General features: G+C 57.0%; 21 protein-coding genes. 11 read left to right on the plus strand and 10 right to left on the minus strand.

The genetic code is table 11. The annotated features are described in order from the left end of the window. Positions 1-37 precede the first annotated feature (37 nt). Genes KK102_RS06025 through hutI form a run of 3 tightly spaced genes read right to left on the minus strand, consistent with a single transcriptional unit; the run spans position 38 to position 2,950 of the window. Positions 38-772 carry a histidine utilization repressor gene (locus KK102_RS06025; protein ID WP_216357188.1) on the minus strand — a complete coding sequence of 245 codons (735 nt, stop codon included), beginning with the start codon at positions 770-772 and terminating at the stop codon, positions 38-40. A 19-nt stretch (positions 773-791) separates the two neighbouring features. Next, positions 792-1,730: a formimidoylglutamase gene (gene hutG, locus KK102_RS06030; RefSeq protein WP_216357189.1), complete on the minus strand. Its 939-nt coding sequence runs from the start codon at positions 1,728-1,730 to the stop codon at positions 792-794. Next, positions 1,727-2,950 (minus strand): imidazolonepropionase, encoded by a 1,224-nt coding sequence (gene hutI, locus KK102_RS06035; protein ID WP_216357190.1) that lies wholly within the window; start codon positions 2,948-2,950, stop codon positions 1,727-1,729. Before hutI ends, hutG begins: the two co-directional genes overlap by 4 nt. A gap of 223 nt (positions 2,951-3,173) precedes the next feature. Here hutI and KK102_RS06040 point away from each other — a divergent pair, with 223 nt between their 5' ends. Further along, complete coding sequence (locus tag KK102_RS06040) at positions 3,174-4,457, plus strand: putative acyl-CoA thioester hydrolase (RefSeq protein ID WP_126544214.1); 1,284 nt, start codon at positions 3,174-3,176, stop codon at positions 4,455-4,457. A 123-nt stretch (positions 4,458-4,580) separates the two neighbouring features. Here KK102_RS06040 and pgl read toward each other — a convergent pair whose 3' ends face one another. Then, the gene (gene pgl / locus KK102_RS06045; RefSeq protein ID WP_126544213.1) at positions 4,581-5,576 is read right to left on the minus strand and encodes a 6-phosphogluconolactonase; all 996 of its coding nucleotides are present in this window, start codon (positions 5,574-5,576) and stop codon (positions 4,581-4,583) included. Between the two features lie 140 nt (positions 5,577-5,716). Between pgl and KK102_RS06050 the strand changes: the two genes are divergently transcribed. After that, positions 5,717-6,535 (plus strand): pyridoxal phosphatase, encoded by an 819-nt coding sequence (locus KK102_RS06050; RefSeq protein WP_216357191.1) that lies wholly within the window; start codon positions 5,717-5,719, stop codon positions 6,533-6,535. On the opposite strand, the gene modC is transcribed toward KK102_RS06050, so the two are convergent. The 4 genes from modC to KK102_RS06070 all read right to left on the minus strand — a co-directional run bounded on the left by modC (position 6,536) and on the right by KK102_RS06070 (position 9,386). Beyond that, positions 6,536-7,594 (minus strand): molybdenum ABC transporter ATP-binding protein ModC, encoded by a 1,059-nt coding sequence (gene modC, locus KK102_RS06055; protein WP_216357192.1) that lies wholly within the window; start codon positions 7,592-7,594, stop codon positions 6,536-6,538. Positions 7,595-7,596: 2 nt separating this feature from the next. Further along, positions 7,597-8,286 (minus strand): molybdate ABC transporter permease subunit, encoded by a 690-nt coding sequence (gene modB, locus KK102_RS06060; protein ID WP_010428783.1) that lies wholly within the window; start codon positions 8,284-8,286, stop codon positions 7,597-7,599. Further along, entirely contained in the window at positions 8,286-9,059 is a 774-nt protein-coding gene (gene modA, locus KK102_RS06065) for a molybdate ABC transporter substrate-binding protein (RefSeq protein ID WP_126544209.1), read from the minus strand. The genes modB and modA overlap by 1 nt, the downstream gene beginning before the upstream one ends. 177 nt (positions 9,060-9,236) lie before the next feature. After that, the gene (locus KK102_RS06070) at positions 9,237-9,386 is read right to left on the minus strand and encodes an AcrZ family multidrug efflux pump-associated protein (RefSeq protein ID WP_008501118.1); all 150 of its coding nucleotides are present in this window, start codon (positions 9,384-9,386) and stop codon (positions 9,237-9,239) included. Positions 9,387-9,513: 127 nt separating this feature from the next. On the opposite strand from KK102_RS06070, the gene modE reads away from it, so the two are divergent. The 7 genes from modE (at position 9,514) to gpmA (ending at position 17,334) form a co-directional block, all read left to right on the plus strand. Next, entirely contained in the window at positions 9,514-10,302 is a 789-nt protein-coding gene (modE, locus tag KK102_RS06075; protein ID WP_216357193.1) for a molybdenum-dependent transcriptional regulator, read from the plus strand. Between the two features lie 67 nt (positions 10,303-10,369). Continuing rightward, a complete protein-coding gene (modF, locus tag KK102_RS06080) occupies positions 10,370-11,842 on the plus strand; it encodes a molybdate ABC transporter ATP-binding protein ModF (RefSeq protein ID WP_216357194.1) in 1,473 nt (490 codons plus the stop codon). Positions 11,843-12,043: 201 nt separating this feature from the next. Then, positions 12,044-13,060 carry a UDP-glucose 4-epimerase GalE gene (gene galE, locus KK102_RS06085; RefSeq protein ID WP_216357195.1) on the plus strand — a complete coding sequence of 339 codons (1,017 nt, stop codon included), beginning with the start codon at positions 12,044-12,046 and terminating at the stop codon, positions 13,058-13,060. 9 nt (positions 13,061-13,069) lie between these two features. Beyond that, positions 13,070-14,116 (plus strand): galactose-1-phosphate uridylyltransferase, encoded by a 1,047-nt coding sequence (gene galT, locus KK102_RS06090; RefSeq protein ID WP_216357196.1) that lies wholly within the window; start codon positions 13,070-13,072, stop codon positions 14,114-14,116. Between the two features lie 3 nt (positions 14,117-14,119). Then, positions 14,120-15,268, plus strand: coding sequence for a galactokinase (gene galK / locus KK102_RS06095; RefSeq protein ID WP_126544204.1), 1,149 nt, complete (start codon positions 14,120-14,122; stop codon positions 15,266-15,268). Further along, complete coding sequence (gene galM / locus KK102_RS06100; RefSeq protein ID WP_216357197.1) at positions 15,262-16,305, plus strand: galactose-1-epimerase; 1,044 nt, start codon at positions 15,262-15,264, stop codon at positions 16,303-16,305. Before galK ends, galM begins: the two co-directional genes overlap by 7 nt. 276 nt (positions 16,306-16,581) lie before the next feature. Then, on the plus strand, positions 16,582-17,334 hold the full coding sequence (gpmA, locus tag KK102_RS06105) for a 2,3-diphosphoglycerate-dependent phosphoglycerate mutase (RefSeq protein ID WP_216357198.1): 753 nt from the start codon (positions 16,582-16,584) through the stop codon (positions 17,332-17,334). A 61-nt stretch (positions 17,335-17,395) separates the two neighbouring features. Here the strand turns inward: gpmA and aroG are convergent, their stop codons facing one another. Continuing rightward, positions 17,396-18,448 carry a 3-deoxy-7-phosphoheptulonate synthase AroG gene (gene aroG, locus KK102_RS06110; RefSeq protein WP_126544202.1) on the minus strand — a complete coding sequence of 351 codons (1,053 nt, stop codon included), beginning with the start codon at positions 18,446-18,448 and terminating at the stop codon, positions 17,396-17,398. Positions 18,449-18,752: 304 nt separating this feature from the next. On the opposite strand from aroG, the gene KK102_RS06115 reads away from it, so the two are divergent. Both KK102_RS06115 and zitB read left to right on the plus strand, forming a co-directional pair. After that, a complete protein-coding gene (locus KK102_RS06115) occupies positions 18,753-19,133 on the plus strand; it encodes a YbgS-like family protein (RefSeq protein ID WP_029485008.1) in 381 nt (126 codons plus the stop codon). A 99-nt stretch (positions 19,134-19,232) separates the two neighbouring features. Further along, positions 19,233-20,171, plus strand: coding sequence for a CDF family zinc transporter ZitB (gene zitB / locus KK102_RS06120; RefSeq protein ID WP_216357199.1), 939 nt, complete (start codon positions 19,233-19,235; stop codon positions 20,169-20,171). Here the strand turns inward: zitB and pnuC are convergent. Continuing rightward, the gene (gene pnuC / locus KK102_RS06125) at positions 20,168-20,887 is read right to left on the minus strand and encodes a nicotinamide riboside transporter PnuC (RefSeq protein ID WP_216357200.1); all 720 of its coding nucleotides are present in this window, start codon (positions 20,885-20,887) and stop codon (positions 20,168-20,170) included. The two genes, zitB and pnuC, sit on opposite strands and share 4 nt — an antisense overlap. Positions 20,888-20,905 lie beyond the last annotated feature (18 nt).

The raw sequence follows: 20,905 nt of genomic DNA on the forward strand, positions 1-20,905 counted from the left end.
TTTTGTTATATTGCGTTAGCGATCACGCTTATAAAACTTATGACATAAAGTGGCCCTGCAGCCGGTAACGGTTCCCCGGGAAAAGCAGTCGGGCATGCGACACAATCTGGGAGGATGACCAGGTGCGGCGGCGGATCAGCAGGCACGGATCCTGCTCTTTGATGCGCAACAACTCGCACTCCTGCGGCGTGGCGCGCACGGCTTCCACAATGTGCTCCCCTTCCGTCAGCGGGGCGACAAGCGAGAGATAGGCATGAGGCGTGGTTTGGGTGTAATCCTGGTTCAGATAGTCCGGTATCCGTTCGGCGTTAACGCAGCGATCTTCAATCTGCACCGGAATGTCGTTCTCAAAATGCACCATCACCGAATGGAAAATGCGGCTTCCCTCTTTCACATTCAGCTCTACGGCCTGCTCGGCGCTGGCCTGAGTCTCTTCGAGCACCAGCACCTCACAGCGGTGCTGGTGATTTCGCGAGGTTATCTCATCGGCAATACTGCGGATTTCAAACAGGGCGGATTGCCCTTTCGGTTCCGCCACAAACGTCCCGACGCCCTGCAGGCGCACCAGAAGCCCTTCGTCGGTCAACTCGCGCAGCGCCCGGTTGACGGTCATCCGGCTAAAGCCAAACTGCGCCACCAGATCGGCCTCTGAGGGAATGCGGTCGTGCGGCCGCCAGACGCCGGTGGCGATTTTTTCGCTGATCGCCTGCTTCACCTTTTCGTAGAAAGGCGCGGGAGGGCTCGACGGCGGCAGGGGTGAGCGTGAAAACATCGTGACTCCTTGAATAGTGTTATGCCCACCAGTGAGCAATTTGCCAGGCCAGACGGGCGGCAAGCTTTGCGCCCTGCCCGTCCCGATCGTACTGCGGGTTAAACTCTACCAGATCGGCGGCCTGGAGCTTGCCGCTACGGCAGATTTGTTCGATGACGGGAAGGAGATCCAGTGCCGGTATGCCTAACGCAGCCGGAGCGGAAACGGCAGGCATTTCGCTGGCGGGCAGGACGTCCAGATCGATCGTCAGATAGACGCGATCGGCCTGCGCCAGCACCTTTTCCAGCGCGGATAGCGCATCGCGCCTGAAATGGAGATCCTCCACCAGCGTGACGTTCAGGCGTTCGGCTTCATCCCACAGCGCCTGCGTGTTCGCCGCCCGGCTCACGCCAAAGCAGGCGTACTGAAATGCCCGCCCGCGTTCATCGCAGTAATGCGCCAGCTGGCGAAACGGGGTGCCGGACGTGGCCCGGTCGGCCTTGCGCAGATCGAGATGGGCATCCAGGTTGATCACCGCCACGCGCTCGTTGGGGAACGCGTCAAGAACGCCCCGACCGTGCGCCCACGCGGTTTCGTGCCCGCCGCCAAAAACCAGCGTACGCATCCCGGACTGCTGACAGGCCGTAACGGCATCGCTTAACGCCTGCTGTGCCGCTTCCAGCTCGTCGCCTTCAACGTAAACCGAGCCCATATCCGCCAGCCGATCGTGTCCCTGATGGCTTGCCATATTCGCCAGCGCCTTTCGCAGCATATCAGGCGCCTGCACGGCGCCGGGCCTGCCCTGATTGCGTTTTACCCCTGCATCACATTCAAAGCCTATCAGCGCGATGCCGGATGAAAGCGGCGTGAACTGCCCCTGCTGCTTTATCGTCTGGAAAATGCGCGTCGCATTGCTGCCCTCGGCGCTGTCGTCGCGCCCCTGCCAGACCGTTTCGGCTACCGGCCGCCATAACCTCATACTGCCTCCCCACGGAAAATACGTTGATATAGCGGATTGCGTCCCGGCTCGTAGACCATCTCAACCGGATGGTGAGCATCCCAGACGATAAAATCGGCGACAAACCCGGCCCGCAGCTGTCCGTGGGTTGCGCTACGGCCCAGCGCCTGCGCGGCATGCCGCGTGACGCCAGCCCAGGCCTCTTCAGGCGTCAGGCCAAACTGGACGCAGGCCATGTTCATCGCCAGGTGCAGGCTGGCAAACGGGCTGGTGCCGGGGTTATAGTCGGTGGCGACCGCCATCGGGACTCCCTGTTTTCTGAGCCGTTCAACCGGCGGGCGCTGGCGCTCCTGCAGAAAATAGAACGCGCCGGGGAGCAGTACCGCAACCGTACCGCTTTGCGCCATCGCCTGAACGCCTGCGTCGTCGAGGTACTCAATATGATCCGCCGACAGCCCCTTGTACCGGCTGACCAGCGCCGCGCCGCCCTGATTCGACAGCTGCTCGACGTGCCCTTTCACCGGGATACCGAGCGCGGTGGCAGCCTGGAAGAGGCGCTCGGTTTGCGACGGGGTAAAGCCGACGTTTTCACAAAACACGTCCACCGCTTCAAACAACTCTTTTTGCCACAGCGTGGGCAGGATCTGCTCGCAGACCAGCGTGAGGTACGCATCCGGATCCTGCCGGTATTCCGGCGGAACCGCATGGGCCGCCAGCAGCGTAGGGCTGATATCGATCGGATTATTGAGGCCCAGCTGGCGGGCAACCTGCAGCATCTTCTCTTCGGCTTCGGCGTTTAAACCGTATCCCGATTTGATTTCAACCGTCGTCACGCCTTCATTCATCAAACGCTGGAGCCGCTGCTGCGCCAGCTTAAGCAGGATGTCGGGTGAGCTGCTGCGCGTCGCCGTCACGGTGGCGTTAATCCCGCCCCCCTGCGCGCTGATGGTCTGGTAAGAGACACCGTTCAGACGCTGCTCCCACTCCGCCGCGCGGTCGCCGCCAAACACCAGGTGGGTATGGCAGTCAATCAGGCCTGGCGTGACCAGACGTCCCTGAAGATCGACGCTGTGAGCGTGTCCGGAAGGCAGTTCAGTCTCAGGAACAACCGCCAGAAGGGTTTGCCCCCTGACCACCAGAGCGTGTTGTTCCTTCAGGCCATAAGGTTCCGGCTCGCCAGCAACCATTGTTGCCAGCCGCGCATTTCGCCATATCACATCGTCGGGATGAAGCTGCTGCATGGGGATTCCACTTGTCATGGGTTGTATAGACATTTATTTTCATCTGCTGTCTGGTGTCAACCGCATTCATGGAAAATGTTATTTATTTGTGATGACTTCCCCGCCCCCTGAGGGTAAAAACGCAACTTTTACCCTTTTTATCTTCCCGTTTCGCTCAACTTAGTATAAAAAAGCAGGCTATTTCGTCTATCCCGTTAAGACTTGCATACCCAGGAGCTTCACCTTGAACATTTCCAGGATTTCCCGTCTGGCGTTAGCACTTGCCTTTGGCGTGACTTTATCCGCTTGCAGCTCAACCCCGCCGGATCAGCGACCTTCTGAGCAGGTTGCGCCGGGTACCTCATCTCGCCCGATCCTGTCCGCTGATGAAGCGAAAAACTTCACCCAGGCGCGTTACTTCACGGCGATGGATCCCAATGCTGCACCGTGGACACCGTCTTCGATTACCCTGCCAAAACAGCCAAACTTCGTTGTGGGTCCGGCTGGGGCGCAGGGCGTGACCCATACCTCTATCCAGGCGGCAGTTGACGCGGCTATCACCAAACACAGCGCATCGCGTCAGTATATCGCGATCCTGCCGGGTGAATACGAAGGTACCGTTTACGTACCAGCGGCGCCGGGCAGCATTACGATTTATGGCCTGGGCGAAAAAGCGCTCGACGTGAAAATTGGTCTGGCGATTGATTCCGAAATCGACAGCACCACCTGGCGCCACCTGGTTAACCCGGCCGGGAAATACATGCCGGGTAAACCGGCGTGGTACATGTTTGATAACTGCCAGAGCAAGCGTTCCGCCACCATTGGCGTGATGTGCTCAGCGGTGGTCTGGTCGCAGAATAACGGTCTGCAATTGCAGAACCTGACCATTCAAAATACCCTGGGTGACAGCGTTGACGCGGGTAATCATCAGGCCGTGGCTCTGCGCAGCGATGGCGACAAGGTACAGATTAACAACGTGAATATTCTGGGCCGCCAGAACACCTTCTTCGTGACCAACAGCGGCGTGCAGAACACGCTGCAGAATAACCGCCTGACCCGCACGCTGGTGACCAACAGCTACGTTGAAGGCGACGTGGATCTGGTGTCCGGCCGCGGCGCAGTGGTGTTTGATAACACCGATTTCCGCGTGGTGAACTCGCGCACTCAGCAGGAAGGTTACGTGTTTGCCCCGGCAACCCAGTCGAACCTCTTCTTCGGCTTCCTGGCCGTGAACAGCCGCTTTAATGCTGCCGGTGACGGCGTGGCGCAGCTGGGCCGCTCTCTTGACGTGGACTCTGCCACTAACGGCCAGGTCGTGATCCGCGACAGCGTGATCAACGAAGGCTTCAATATGGCGAAGCCGTGGGCGGATGCCGCGATCTCCAAACGTCCGTTCTCCGGCAATACCGGTGCGGTGGACGATAAAGGGAACGTGCAGCGCAACCTGAACGACGCTAGCTTCAACCGCATGTGGGAGTACAACAACCGCGGTCTGGGTAGCAAAGTGGTTGCTGAGCCGAAGCAGTAAGCTGTCCTTTTGCCGGGTGGCGGCTTCGCCTTACCCGGCCTACAGGTTATGTAGGCCCGGTAAACGCAGTGCCACCGGGCATAAAAAAACCTCGCATTCGCGAGGTTTTTTGTTTTTAACCGCTTAGTGCGCGTTTACCACTACCCACATTGGCCCCTGGCCGACGGCATAGCGTCCTTTCTCTTCCAGCAGCCCCTGCTCGCCTTTAATTTCATAGAGCGCGATATGGTGGGATTTCTGTCCCGCCGCAATCAGGTATTTGCCGCTGTGATCGATATTAAAGCCGCGCGGCTGGGTTTCCGTTGGCTGGAAGCCCTCAACCGCCAGCACGCTACCGTCTTCAGAGACGCTAAAGACGGTAATCAGACTGGAGGTACGATCGCATGCATACAGATGACGGCCATCTGGCGTAATGTGGATATCGGCCGCCCAGCGGGTGTCGGAGAAGTCAGACGGCATCATATCCAGCGTTTGCACGCACTCAATCTGACCGTTTGGATCTTTCAGTTCCCACACGTCTACTGAGCTGTTCAGTTCGTTAACTACGTATGCATATTGCTGGTTCGGGTGGAAGACCATATGGCGCGGACCCGCGCCTTCTACGGTCGTCACTTCGGCAGGGCTTTGCGCCACCAGATGCCCGTCATCGCTCAGGGTAAACAGGCAGATGCGATCCTGCTTCAGGGCAGGCACCCACAGCGTACGGTTGTCCGGGGAGATATTCGCCGAGTGGCAGCCTTCCAGCCCTTCCACCACCTCGACGGTGTCCACCGGAATACCGTCCTCAAGACGGGTCACGCTGACGCAGCCCGCATTATAGGAACCGCTGAAGATAAAGCGTCCTTTGCGATCGGTAGAGATATGGGTAGGGCTACCCGGCAACGGTGCTTCGGCGGTGTAGGTCAGTGCGCCATCATCGGGGGAGATACGGTACGCCAGCACGCGGAACTCAGGACGCACGCCAACGTAGAGAAAACGTTTATCCGGGCTGACGACCATTGGCTGTACTTGCCCCGGAACATCAACAACCTGAACCAGCGTGAGCGAACCTTCTGCATTCAAACGCCAGACATGGATCTGCTGACTTTCAGGACTGGCGGTATAAACGGTTTGTTTCATGAATACTCCTTTCCTCACTGCACGTGAAAGTGATTATTTTTAACGGTGAATGCTGAATTTTAGCCAGGAATTTTGCAGCGATTTACTCTCGGTGTAACATCCCCTGAGACCTAAAATTCAACATTAACCCGGAAGAACAAATGACCTCGCGTGTGATTGCACTGGATTTAGACGGAACATTACTTACCCCTCAGAAAACCCTGCTCCCCTCTTCTCTTGAAGCGCTTAAACGCGCGCAGGAAGTGGGATATCAACTCCTTATCGTAACGGGTCGACATCACGTTGCCATTCATCCTTTTTATCAGGCACTGGCGTTAGATACACCTGCAATTTGTTGTAATGGCACCTATTTGTATGATTATCAGGCAAAAAAGGTTTTGGCATCCGATCCACTGCCGGTGCCTCAGGCGCTGCAATTGATTGATCAGCTGGATGAGCACGCCATTCACGGCCTGATGTACGTGGATAACGCGATGATGTACGAGCGCCCAACCGGCCATGTGGTACGCACCAGCAACTGGGCGCTTTCCCTGCCAGAAGCGCAGCGCCCCGTCTTTACGCAGGTATCCTCGCTGCGTCAGGCGGCACAGGACGTTGAGGCTATCTGGAAATTCGCCCTGACGGATGAAGACACCACCAAACTGAATGCGTTTGCGAAGCACGTCGAGGAGACGCTGGGTCTGGAGTGCGAATGGTCCTGGCACGATCAGGTGGATATTGCCCGCAAAGGTAACAGCAAAGGCAAACGCCTGACGCAATTTGTGGAGTCTCAGGGCTGGTCGATGCAGGATGTAATCGCCTTTGGCGACAACTACAACGACATCAGCATGCTGGAAGCCGCGGGAACGGGCGTGGCGATGGGCAATGCCGACGACGCGGTCAAAGCGCGCGCTAACGTGGTGATCGGCGATAACACCACCGACAGCATCGCGCAGTACATTTATACCCACCTGCTGTAATCAGGCGGTGATCGAGACGCTCTTGATTTGCGCGTAAAGCCACAGGCCGGGTTTGATGCCTAACTCATCCCTGGCCCACGGGCTGATGCGCGCCCAGAGCGTCCTGCTGCCAACCTCAAGCTTCACTTCCACCTGCCCGTTATCGTCAAAACACTCGGCCACTTTGGCGCGCAGAATATTTCGGATACTGGTTTGCAGCGGCGGCTGCAGCACCAGCGAGACGTCCGACGCCTGGATGCGAATTCGCAGCGCGGACTGTAACGGTTTGTCGATCTTATTGACCCAAAGATGCTGATCGCCCAGCGCCAGCGCGGTCATCGCGTAGTGCGGATGGTGTTCCAGTACGCTCACTTTCAGAATGCTGCTCTGCTGCTCTTTCGGGAGCCACGGGTGCATCACGCTGCTACCCCACACCTCTTCCAGGCTGCCGAAGGCCTTCACGCTGCCCTCCTCCAGCACCAGCACCTTGTCTGCCAAATGCAAAATCTCATCCAGGGAATGGCTCACGTAGAGCATCGGAATATTGATTTCCCGCGCCAGACGTTGCAGATACGGCAGCAGCTCACGCTTGCGCGGGATATCCAGCGAGGCCAGCGGTTCGTCCAGCAGCAGCAGCTCCGGCGCAGTCAAAATGGCACGCCCTATCGCCACGCGCTGCTTCTCGCCGCCCGAAAGCGAGGAAGGTAGCCTGTCCAGCAGCGGTTCAATGCCTAACAGAGCCACCAGCTTATCAAACTGCGTAGCCATGCTTTTCGCCATGCCGTAGCGCAAATTGCCGCGCACGCTGTAGTGCGGGAATAGCCGCGCATCCTGAAAAACGTAACCAATGCGGCGTTTGTCCGGAGAGAGGTAGACCTTACTTTCTACATCATTTAAAACGCGGTTATTCAGGACAATACGCCCGGACTGCGGGCGCGTCAGGCCGCTGATGGCATTAATCAGCGACGTTTTACCCGCACCGGAAACGCCAAAGATGGCGGTAATGCCGCTAGCCGGTAGCGTCTCGTTAAGCGTCAGGGTATGGTTTCCCAGCGTCTGGGTGAAATTGAGTTCAAGCATGCTTATTTCCCCATTCGCTCGCGGCTAAGCCGGGCCAGCCATTCAGATACCAGTAGAGAAGCCAGCGCCAGAACTATCGAGATGATGCACAAACGCGCCGCCGCTCCCTCACCGCCAGGGGTTTGAATCAGGGTATACATTGCGGACGGGATGGTTCGCGTTTCGCCGGGAATGTTCGAGACAAAGGTGATGGTCGCGCCGAACTCACCGAGCGAACGGGCAAACGCGAGCACCGTTCCGACAATAATTCCCGGCAGCGTGAGCGGAAGCGTGATGGTAAAGAAGACGCGTAAACGTCCGGCACCCAGCGTGCGTGCCGCCTGTTCGAGCTTCATGTCCACGCCTTCCAGCGCGAGGCGGATAGCCCTCACCATCAGCGGGAATGACATCACCGCCGCCGCCAGCACCGCGCCGCGCCAGCTAAAAGCAAACGTCAGCCCAAACCAGTCGTAGAGCTTCTCGCCGATAAAACCGCGTCGCCCCATCGAGACGAGCAGAAGATAACCGACCACCACGGGCGGTAACACAAGGGGAAGATGAAGAACGCTGTCAAGCAGGGCTTTGCCCGGAAACCGGGTGCGAACCAGTAACCAGGCAAAGAAGATCCCAAAGGGCAAACTCAGCGCAACCGCGAGGGAAGAGACTTTAAGGCTCAGCAGCACAGCCTGCCATTCAGGATCGGTCAATATCATCAGTGAGTCGTAAATCCATAACGTTTAAAGATCGCAGACGCGTCTGGCCCCTTCAAATAGTCATAGAAGGCCGTCACGGTCGCATTTTTGTGTCCATCAACAATCGCAACAGGATATTCCACTTTCTTGTGCGAGTCTTCCGGGAACGTACCAACCACTTTCACCCCTTTGCTGGCAACGGCATCAGAGCCATAAACGATCCCCAGCGGGGCCTCGTTACGCTCTACCAGCGCCAGCGCGCCGCGAACGTCCTCCGACGGAGCCAGTTTCGGAGACAGGCTTTCCCACGCGCCCAGCTTTTGCAGCGCTTCTTTGGCGTAAATCCCGGCAGGCACATGTTCCGGATCGCCCACCGCCAGACGCCCCCCATTCAGCAAGCGGGTCCAGTCGGTCGCCTTGTTGATGGTGAGATCGCCCTGAGCGCTGGCTTTCGGCGCCACGACCACCAGGCTATTCCCCAGCAGCGTTTCGCGGGTTGCGGTATCAATCGATTTTTTCTCCGCCGCGTAGTCCATCCACTTCTGGTCGGCAGAGATGAACAGATCCGCAGGCGCACCCGCTTCAATCTGGCGCGCCAGCGTCGAAGAGGAAGCAAACGACGAAACCACATCAACGTTCTTCTCTTTTTTATACTCAGCGGCGATGTCCTGCATCGCATTGGTCAGCGAGGCTGCCGCAAACACCGTAATTTTCCCCTCTTCCGCCAGCGCGTGCCCGGTAAGAGAAAGCGTCAGCGTTGCCCCTGCAAAAAGGCGTACCCATGTACGTGCCATCTGTAGCTCCTGTCATCATCGTTATATACATATTAATATAACGGTATCGTCAGGGAGATCCCAGCGTTAAATGGTACCGATTAATGAGTAAACGGCCTGTCGCTAAAAAAGATATCGGCGATGGAAAGAAATACTTGAGAGCAAAACGCCCGGGTTAACCGGGCGTTTTGGAGGGAATCAATGCTGCTTTTTAGCCTGGTCTCGGTGACCAATGTTCGAAAAGACGTTGAACACTTCACCCAGGCCGTAGATGGCACCGAGGATGATGGCCATCACTACTGGTACCATGATTACCGCGAATACCAGACTTTTCAACAACTCTAACATGGTTTTCTCCAGATACTGTGAACGGCTTATTCTACCCTTTCAAGTGAGAAAAACATCCCCTTTTGTGCGGTGCACTTTGCGTCCTGCGCCATTTGGGTCACAATACACTTTTTGTCAGGACACTGATATGCAGGCCGAAATTCTCCTCACCTTACGACTTCAGCAGAAGCTTTTTGCCGACCCGCGACGTATCGCCCTGCTTAAACAAATAGAACAAACAGGCTCGATTAGCCAGGGGGCCAAAAACGCGGGCATCAGCTACAAAAGCGCCTGGGACGCCATTAATGAGATGAACACCCTGAGCGAGCAAACGCTGGTCGAGCGTGCAACAGGCGGCAAAGGTGGCGGCGGTGCCGTCCTGACGCGTTACGGTCAGCGTCTGATCCAGCTCTACGATCTGCTGGCGCAGATCCAGCAAAAAGCCTTTGATGTACTGAGCGATGATGACAACGTCCCGCTGGACAGTCTGCTGGCCGCCATTTCACGTTTTTCACTGCAGACCAGCGCCCGCAATCAGTGGTTTGGGAAGGTCACGGCTCGCGACGACGCCCAGGTGCAGCAGCATATCGACATCCTGCTTGCGGATGGGACTACTCGTCTGAAAGCCGCGATCACCGCGCAGAGCGGGCAGCGCCTTGGTCTGGACGAAGGCAAAGAGGTGCTGGTGCTGCTCAAAGCGCCGTGGGTCAGCATTACGCGCAACCCGGAGCAGGCCAGTGGAGCGGATAACCAGCTGCAGGGCAACATCAGCCATATCGAACGCGGCGAAGAACAGTGCGAAGTGCTGATGACGCTGCCGGATGGGCAACCTCTCTGCGCGACGCTCCCCGCTGCGGAGGCGAACGGTTTAGAAGAAGGGGCTGTCGTTACCGCATATTTCAACGCTGACCGGGTGATTATCGCCACATTGTGCTGAGTGCATTGACAATCGCGCCGACAGCCAGTATCCCTGACATCTATCGCTGCAAAAAATGGGATACATCATGTCATCATTGCATATTTCGCAAGGCACGTTTCGTCTTAGCGATACCCGAACGCTGACCCTTCCTGATTTAACGCTGCGCGCTGGCGAAAGCTGGGCGTTTGTGGGAACCAACGGCAGCGGCAAATCAGCGCTGGCGCGAGCTCTGGCCGGAGAGCTAACCCAGCTTAAAGGCGAACGCCAGAACACCTTCACCCGCCTGACGCGCCTGTCGTTTGAACAGCTCCAGAAGCTGGTGAGCGATGAGTGGCAGCGCAACAACACCGACCTGCTCAGCCCGGGTGAAGATGATACCGGCCGCACTACAGCAGAAATTATTCAGGACGAGGTCAAAAACCCAGCCCGCTGCCAGCAACTGGCGGAGCAGTTTGGCATCTCCGCCCTGCTTAACCGGCGCTTCAAATACCTTTCCACCGGCGAGACGCGAAAAACGCTGCTGTGCCAGGCATTGATGAGCCAGCCGGAACTGCTGATTCTGGATGAGCCGTTCGACGGGCTGGATGTGCACTCCCGTGCCCAGTTGGCAGCCCTGTTAGGAACGCTCAATCAGGACGGTTACACCATCGTACTGGTGCTTAACCGCTTCGATGAAATTCCGGATTTCGTGCAGAACGCGGGCGTACTGGCAGACTGCAATCTGGCCGAAACCGGGGAAAAATCCGCATTGCTCAGGCAGGCGCTGATTGCTCAGCTAGCGCACAGCGAAAAACTGGACGGTATCGCGCTTCCGGAGCCCGACGCCCCGGCGGCACGCCACGGCCTCGATCCCCACCAGCCCCTTATCGTTCTGCGCGACGGCGTGGTCTCCTATGACGATCGGCCGATCCTGAACCACCTTAGCTGGACGGTTAATCCCGCCGAACACTGGCAGATTGTCGGCCCTAACGGCGCGGGGAAATCGACGCTGCTGAGCCTGATAACAGGCGATCACCCTCAGGGCTACAGTAACGATCTGACGCTGTTTGGCCGACGTCGCGGCAGCGGTGAAACCATCTGGGATATCAAAAAGCACATTGGCTACGTCAGCAGCAGCCTGCATCTGGATTACCGGGTGAGTACCACGGTTCGCAACGTAATCCTTTCCGGATATTTTGACTCCATCGGCATTTATCAGGCGGTTTCAGACAGACAGCATAAGCTGGTTCAGCAGTGGCTGGATATTCTGGGCATGGACAGCCGTGTTGCCGACGCGCCGTTCCATAGCCTGTCGTGGGGACAGCAGCGTCTGGCACTCATTGTTCGCGCGCTGGTAAAACACCCGACGCTGTTGATTCTCGATGAACCGCTTCAGGGGCTGGATCCGCTAAACCGCCAGCTGGTCCGTCGCTTTGTCGACATCCTCATTAGTGAGGGCGAAACGCAATTGCTGTTCGTTTCACACCATGCCGAAGATGCGCCCTCCTGCATTACGCATCGCCTTGAGTTTGTCCCGGACGGCGAGCGCTATCGCTACCTTCTCAGTAAAATCGATTAACCGTGGAGGGCACTGCCCTCCGCTTTTTCAGATAACTTGCATCAATACATTGCTATCCCTTTGATCTAGAATGTTATCGGTCAATGAAAAAGCGAGTGTGAAAACGAGTGTAAACGATTCCACTATTTTATCCCATGTCACACTTTTCGCGTCTCTGTTATGCTATGGTTATTACATACCATAAGCCCAATGGAGCGAATTATGCGAGTTCTGGTAACAGGTGGTAGCGGTTACATCGGAAGTCATACCTGTGTGCAGCTGCTGCAAAATGGTCACGATGTGATCGTCCTCGATAACCTGTGCAATAGTAAGCGCAGCGTGCTGCCGGTGATTGAACGTCTTGGTGGAAAACAGCCAACCTTCGTGGAATGCGACATCCGTAACGAAGCGCTGATGACCGAGATCCTTCACGACCACGCCATCGAAGCGGTGATCCACTTCGCGGGTCTGAAAGCCGTCGGGGAGTCCGTTGCGAAACCGCTTGAGTATTACGATAACAACGTCAACGGTACCCTGCGTCTCATCTCCGCCATGCGCGCAGCGAACGTCAAAAACTTTATCTTTAGCTCCTCCGCCACCGTCTACGGCGATCAGCCCAAAATCCCTTACGTTGAAAGCTTCCCGACCGGCACCCCGCAAAGCCCGTACGGCAAAAGCAAGCTGATGGTGGAGCAGATCCTGACCGACCTGCAAAAAGCACAGCCGGAGTGGAGCATCGCGCTGCTGCGCTACTTCAACCCGGTCGGCGCGCATCCGTCGGGCGATATGGGCGAAGATCCGCAGGGCATCCCGAATAACCTGATGCCGTATATCGCGCAGGTTGCCGTCGGTCGTCGCGACTCGCTGGCGATTTTTGGCAATGACTACCCTACCGAAGACGGCACCGGCGTGCGTGACTACATCCACGTGATGGATCTGGCCGACGGCCACGTGGCAGCGATGCAGCAGCTGGCTGACAAGCCGGGCGTGCATATTTACAACCTCGGCGCCGGGGTCGGCAGCAGCGTGCTGGACGTGGTTAACGCCTTCAGTAAAGCCTGCGGTAAGCCGGTGAGCTACCACTTCGCGCCGCGTCGTGATGGCGACCTGCCGGCTTACTGGGCCGATGCAACCAAAGCCGACAAAGAGCTTAACTGGCGTGTCACGCGCACGCTTGATGAAATGGCACAGGATACCTGGCACTGGCAGTCTCGCCATCCGCAGGGCTATCCGGACTAAGGATCCGTCATGACGCAATTTAATCCCGTCGATCATCCGCATCGTCGCTTTAACCCGCTAAGCGGGCAGTGGATTTTGGTTTCTCCGCATCGCGCCAAGCGCCCCTGGCAGGGTGCGCAGGAGACGCCTGCAAAACAGACGCTGCCACAGCACGACCCGGACTGCTTCCTCTGTCCGGGCAACACGCGCGTCACCGGGGATAAAAACCCGGACTACCAAGGCACCTTCGTGTTCACCAACGATTTTGCCGCCCTGATGACCGATACGCCGGACGCGCCGGAAAGCCACGATCCGCTGATGCGTTGCGAAAGCGCGCGCGGGACCAGCCGCGTGATCTGCTTCTCGCCCGATCACAGCAAAACGCTGCCGGAGCTGAGCGTGGACGCGCTGAAAGAGGTCGTGAGCACCTGGCAGGCGCAAACCGCCGAGCTGGGTCAAACTTACCCGTGGGTGCAGATTTTTGAAAATAAAGGCGCGGCGATGGGCTGCTCTAACCCGCACCCGCACGGCCAGGTCTGGGCGAACAGCTTCCTGCCTAACGAAGCCGAGCGGGAAGATCGTCTGCAGAAAGCCTATTACGCCGAAAACGGCTCGCCGATGCTGGTGGATTACGCGCAGCGCGAGCTGGCCGACGGTAGCCGCACCGTGGTGGGAACCGAACACTGGCTGGCCGTCGTCCCTTACTGGGCCGCCTGGCCGTTTGAAACGCTGCTGCTGCCAAAAGCGCACGTGCAGCGCATTACCGATCTCAGCGAGGCGCAGCGCGACGACCTTGCCCTGGCGCTGAAAAAGCTGACCAGCCGTTACGACAACCTGTTCCAGTGCTCCTTCCCGTACTCCATGGGCTGGCACGGTGCCCCGTTTAACGGGGAAGAGAATCAACACTGGCAGCTGCACGCCCATTTCTATCCGCCGCTGCTGCGCTCTGCGACGGTGCGTAAATTTATGGTGGGCTACGAAATGCTGGCGGAAACCCAGCGTGACCTGACGGCGGAACAGGCGGCAGAACGTCTGCGTGCCGTTAGCGACGTCCACTATCGCGAATCAGGAGTCTAAAAAATGAGTCTGAAAGATAAAACACAATCCCTGTTTGCTGAGAAATTTGGCTACCCTGCCACCCACGTCATCCAGGCCCCCGGCCGCGTTAACCTGATCGGTGAACACACCGACTATAACGACGGTTTCGTGCTGCCGTGCGCCATCGATTACCAGACCGTCATCAGCTGCGCGAAGCGCGACGACCGTAAGGTCCGCGTAATAGCGGCGGATTACGGTAATGAGACGGACGAATTTTCCCTCGATGCCCCGATTGTGACGCACGACAGCCAGCAGTGGTCTAACTACGTGCGCGGCGTGGTGAAACACCTTCAGAAGCGTAACAAGAACTTCGGCGGTGCGGACCTGGTCATCAGCGGCAACGTGCCGCAGGGGGCGGGCTTAAGCTCCTCTGCGTCTCTGGAGGTCGCCGTGGGCACCGTGTTCCAGCAGCTTTATCATCTGCCGCTGGATGGCGCACAAATCGCCCTGAACGGTCAGGAAGCGGAAAACCAGTTCGTGGGCTGCAACTGCGGCATCATGGACCAGCTGATCTCCGCGCTGGGCAAAAAAGAGCACGCGCTGCTGCTCGACTGCCGAACGCTGGGCACCAAAGCCGTTCCTCTGCCAAAAGGCGCGGCCGTGGTAATTATCAACAGCAACTTCAAGCGCACGCTGGTGGGCAGCGAGTACAACACCCGCCGCGAACAGTGCGAAACCGGCGCGCGCTTCTTCCAGCAGCCTGCCCTGCGCGACGTCACGCTCAATGAGTTTAACAAAGTGGCGCACGAGCTGGATCCGGTGGTCGCCAAACGCGTTCGTCACGTACTGACTGAAAATGCCCGTACCGTTGAAGCCGCCTCCGCGCTGGCGAAAGGTGACCTGAAGCGCATGGGTGAGCTGATGGCAGAATCTCACGCCTCCATGCGCGATGATTTTGAGATCACCGTTCCGCAAATCGACACCCTGGTGGAGATCGTCAAAGCGGTCATTGGCGACAAAGGCGGCGTGCGCATGACGGGCGGCGGTTTTGGCGGCTGCATCGTTGCGCTGGTGCCTGAAGAGCTGGTCCCTGCCGTACAGGACGCCGTGGCGAAGCAGTACGAAGCGAAAACGGGTATCAAAGAAACCTTCTATGTTTGTAAAGCATCACAAGGAGCCGGACAGTGCTAAACGAAACGCCCACCCTCGCACCGGATGGTCTGCCGTATCGCCTGTTAACCCTGCGCAACCGCGCAGGGATGGTCGTTACGCTTATGGACTGGGGTGCCACCCTTCTTTCTGCCCGCGTACCGATGCCGGACGGCAGCGTGCGCGAAACTCTGCTCGGCTGCGCCTCGCCCGAGCAGTATATTAATCAGTCCGCCTATCTGGGCGCCTCCGTTGGGCGCTATGCGAACCGTATCGCGAAGAGCCGTTTTGCACTCGACGGCGTACAGTACACCCTGCAGCCAAGCCAGGGTGAGAACCAGCTGCACGGCGGACCGGACGGATTTGATAAACGCCGCTGGAAAATTGTTCGGCAAAACGACGGGGAAGTGCTGTTCTCGCTGGATTCACCTGATGGCGATCAGGGCTTCCCGGGGAACCTTATCGCCTCCGCGCGCTTTACGCTAACCGACGACAACCGTATCGCCATTGAATACCGTGCAACGGTCGACAAGCCGTGTCCGGTCAACCTGACCAATCACGCGTATTTTAATCTGGACGGTAACCAGTGCGACGTGCGTGAGCACAAGCTGCAGATCCTGGCGGATGCGTATCTGCCGGTTGACGAAATGGGCATTCCGTATCAAGGGCTCAAAGAGGTGAGCGGGACCAGCTTTGACTTCCGCAGCGCGAAATCTATCGCCCAGGATTTCCTGAGCGATGACGATCAGCGCAAGGTGAAAGGCTACGATCACGCGTTCCTCCTGCAGGCCAAAGGTGATGTGAAACAGCCTGCCGCACAGGTCTGGTCTGCGGATGAGAAGCTGCAGATGACGGTCTACACCACCGCCCCTGCCCTGCAGTTCTATTCAGGCAACTACCTCGGCGGCACGACGGCGCGCGAGCACGAGGAGTACAGCGACTGGCAAGGCCTGGCGCTGGAAAGCGAGTTCCTGCCCGACAGCCCGAATCATCCGGAATGGCCGCAGCCGGACTGCGTGCTGCGCCCCGGTGAAGAGTACGTGAGCGTCACAGCGTATCATTTCATTCCGCACGCTTGATGCGCCGGCGGCGCTACGCTTGCACGGGCCTGTTCGTAGGCCGGATAAGCGAAGCGCCATCCGGCAAAAAACGCCAGCCCTCACAGCGAGGGCTTTTTTCTGCTCGTCTTGCTGAAAATACCGCCGATCGCAGACAAAATCATAACCCTGGATTCACAAGCATCTTACACTCAGAGACTATTTTCGCTATGGTTAGGGTTAAGCGTTGCTGCTGGCACGTCCGCGGCAATATAATGAGAATTGTTATCATTCAATAAAGCTTATGAGGAGTACGATATGGCTGTAACTAAGCTGGTTCTGGTGCGCCATGGCGAAAGCCAGTGGAACAACGAAAACCGCTTCACCGGTTGGTACGACGTTGATCTGTCCGAGAAAGGCGTAAGCGAAGCCAAAGCGGCAGGTAAACTGCTGAAGGATGAAGGCTTCACCTTTGATTTTGCTTACACCTCTGTGCTGAAACGTGCCATCCACACCCTGTGGAACGTGCTGGACGAACTGGATCAGGCCTGGCTGCCGGTTGAGAAGTCCTGGAAACTGAACGAGCGTCACTACGGTGCGCTGCAGGGTCTGAACAAAGCGGAAACCGCTGAGAAATACGGCGACGAGCAGGTTAAACAGTGGCGTCGCGGCTTCGCGGTAACCCCACCAGAGCTGACCAAAGATGACGAGCGCTACCCGGGCCACGACCCACGTTACGCTAAACTGACCGACGCAGAACTGCCACAGACTGAAAGCCTGGCGCTGACCATCGACCGCGTTGTGCCTTACTGGAACGAAACCATTCTGCCACGCCTGAAAAGCGGCGAGCGCGTGATCATCGCCGCTCACGGTAACTCCCTGCGTGCGCTGGTGAAATACCTGGACAACATGGGTGAAGATGAAATCCTCGAGCTGAACATCCCAACCGGCGTACCGCTGGTGTATGAGTTAGACGAAAACTTCAAGCCAATCAAACATTACTATCTGGGTAACGCGGACGAGATCGCAGCGAAAGCGGCGGCCGTTGCGAACCAGGGTAAAGCGAAGTAATTTTCGCAGGGCATAAAAAAAGCGCGGAGCCTTCCGCGCTTTTTTATTGGTGCCGTCAGAATTAACCGCGACGCGCTTTTACCGCATTCGCCAGCTGGCGCAGGATGGCGTCGGTATCGTCCCAGCCGATGCAGGCATCGGTCACGCTCTTGCCATACACAAGCGGCTCACCGCCTTCCAGATTCTGGTTACCTTCAACCAGATGGCTTTCAATCATCACCCCGATCACCGCCTTCTCACCGCTGGCGATCTGCTGGCAAACGTCTGCACCCACTTCCATCTGCTTTTTAAACTGCTTGCTGGAGTTGGCGTGGCTGAAGTCGATCATCACCTGCGGCGACAGTCCGGCTTTTTCCAGCCCGACCTTCACTTCTGCCACGTGTTTTGCGCTGTAGTTCGGCTCTTTGCCGCCGCGCAAAATGATATGGCAGTCGCCGTTACCGCTGGTGTTAACGATGGCGGAATGACCCCATTTGGTCACCGACAGGAAGCAGTGCGGCGCGCCCGCAGCGTTGATGGCGTCAATGGCGACCTTGATGGTGCCGTCAGTGCCGTTTTTGAAGCCTACCGGACAAGAGAGACCGGACGCCAGCTCTCGGTGAACCTGTGATTCCGTGGTACGGGCACCAATTGCGCCCCAGCTCATCAGGTCTGCCAGGTACTGCGGAGTAATCATGTCCAGGAATTCACCGGCGGCAGGCAGGCCACTGTCGTTGATCTCCAGCAGCAGTTTGCGGGCAATGCGCAGACCGTCGTTAATCTGGAAGCTGTTGTCCATGTGCGGGTCGTTAATCAGCCCTTTCCAGCCCACGGTGGTGCGCGGTTTTTCAAAATAAACGCGCATCACGATTTCCAGCTCGCCTTTCAGCTCTTCACGCAGGGTGAGCAGGCGGGCAGCATACTCTTTCGCGGCAGCAGGGTCGTGAATAGAGCACGGGCCAATCACCACCAGAAGGCGATCGTCGCTGCCTTTCAGGATCTTGTGGATCGCTTTGCGCGCATGAGACACCGTATTTGCAGCATTTTCAGTGGCGGGGAATTTTTCAAGGAGTGCTACAGGAGGTAATAACTCATTGATCTCTTTAATGCGTAAATCGTCGTTCTGATAATTCATCTTCTTTCCGGCTCTGCCATATCTTTAGTAGTGAAAGCAATGCTTTCAATCTAACTTGTCGGCCAGGAAGTGTAAACGGGATTTTACACTTCACGCAGATAATTCCTGGAATTCGCCTAAAAATCGCCACAAAATAGCGAAAAATGAGATCTAACCTAAGCTTTTTAACTGTAACAACCATTTTTGCGTGATTAAACACGATTCCATACTGACGTAAGTACGTATGCTGGAATCTTTCGCCTTTGAACAAGATGCACTGTTGGAGAATGTTATCCAGCGGAATGACAAGAACAGGAGCAGCATGATGAAAATGACGAAACTGGCAACTCTCTTTCTGACCGCCACACTTACCCTGGCAAGCGGTAGCGTCCTGGCCGCTGACACGGGCTCATCTGACAGCAACGGCGACGCCAATGCAGCCGCCGCTGCGGGTCAGGTCGCCCCTGACGCTAAACAAAACATCGCACCAAATAATGTCGATAACAGCCAGATCAACTCCGGAAATACCCAAACCGGCGGCACCATGCTACATCCCAATGGTACGGATTCTGGCACCATGAATCACGACGGCATGACCAAAGATGAAGTGCACAAAAACTCCATGTGTAAAGACGGCCGCTGTCCGGATCCAAATGACAAAGTCGGCAGTGATGCGGATACCAAAACTGACGGTACCACGCAGTAACGCTGGGTAATCTGAATAAAGGAGAGCGCGTGCTCTCCTTTTTTATTTAAGCGCTTAAAAACGCTACACTAAAAATAATAACAAATCAGGAAAGATGACATGGCGCACACACACTCCCCTTCCCCCACCTCCGGCGATGAGAATGCCAAACGGCTGCTGTTGGCGTTTGGCGTCACGGCAACGTTTATGGTTATCGAGGTCATTGGGGGGATAATCTCAGGTTCTCTGGCCCTGCTGGCAGATGCGGGACATATGCTTACCGATGCGGCTGCCCTGCTGTTTGCCCTGCTCGCCGTTCAGTTCTCACGCCGTCCACCCAACGCTCGCCACACGTTTGGCTGGCTCAGACTCACTACGCTTGCCGCTTTCGTTAACGCGATTGCGCTCGTGGTGATAACCATCCTTATCGTCTGGGAAGCCGTTCAGCGCTTCAGACACCCGCAGCCCGTCGCAGGAACCACCATGATGGTTATCGCAATCGCGGGCCTGATTGCCAACATTCTGGCGTTCTGGATTTTGCATCGCGGCAGCGGGGAAAAGAATCTCAATGTGCGTGCCGCGGCATTGCATGTTCTGGGGGATCTGCTCGGCTCCGTTGGGGCGATTGTAGCTGCGCTGATTATTCTCGGGACGGGATGGACGCCCATCGACCCGATTCTTTCGGTGCTCGTCTCCTGTCTGGTGCTACGCAGCGCCTGGCGGCTGTTGAAAGAGAGCGTCAATGAGTTGCTGGAAGGTGCCCCCACCTCAATTGACATTGGTGAGCTGAGACGAAATCTGAGCCGCTCGATCCCGGAGGTGCGAAACGTCCACCACGTTCACGTGTGGCTGGTCGGAGAAAAGCCGGTTATGACGCTGCACGTTCAGGTGATCCCCCCCCACGATCACGATGCGCTGCTCGAACGTATCCAGCATTTTCTGGAGCATCACTATGAGATTGCCCACTCGACGATCCAGATGGAGTATCAGCCCTGCAGCGGGCCAGACTGCCACCTGAACGAGGCGCAGTCCGGCCATTCACATCATCATCACCATTAGTGGGAAAGCGCGCGAGAGCCTCGCTCATGCGCGCTGTTAATCCACATACGGCTGCCGTTCAGGGCAATGAAGGTCAGCAGCAGGTATTCCAGCGACATGGCATAGACGCCCTGCAGCGCGAAAATCACCACGCTAATGACGTTGATGATGACCCACAGCAGCCAGTTCTCGACGTATTTTCGGGTCATCAGGATCATCGCCGCAATCGACAGCACCATCATGCAGGAATCCCAGAACGGGAAGGCATCCGGCTGGAGTTCAGGCATCGTGACACTCAAACCAAGTCCGGACATGACCGTGACGGCAACGCGCGTCAGGAACGCAAACACCGGGTTGATATAAACGGTCATCAAACCAATGGCAACCACGCAGGCGACAAGCCAGGCGATGGCTTTCGGCAGCGGCAGCCAGCGGATCTGCAGCTCGGCTTCCTGCTGGCTGTTCTGACGCGACCACGCGTACCAGCCGTAAATATTGGCGGCAAAGAAAAACAGCTGCAAAAGCAGGCTGGCGTAGAGCTGGATCTGGAAGAAGATAATCGCAAACAGCGTGACGTTAATCAGCCCGAACGCGTAATTGCCGATCTTTTCCAGGCTCGCCAGCCAGATACAGAGTAGCCCCGCCAGCGTGCCAACGGCTTCAATCCATGACAGGTCATAGCCACCCGCGCCAATCGGTATATGAACCAAAATGTTTTGCGTGCTAAAAAAATCCATCTTTTCCCCGGTTCTGAA

Source organism: Enterobacter quasimori, assembly GCF_018597345.1.
GTDB classification, from domain to species: domain Bacteria; phylum Pseudomonadota; class Gammaproteobacteria; order Enterobacterales; family Enterobacteriaceae; genus Enterobacter; species Enterobacter mori.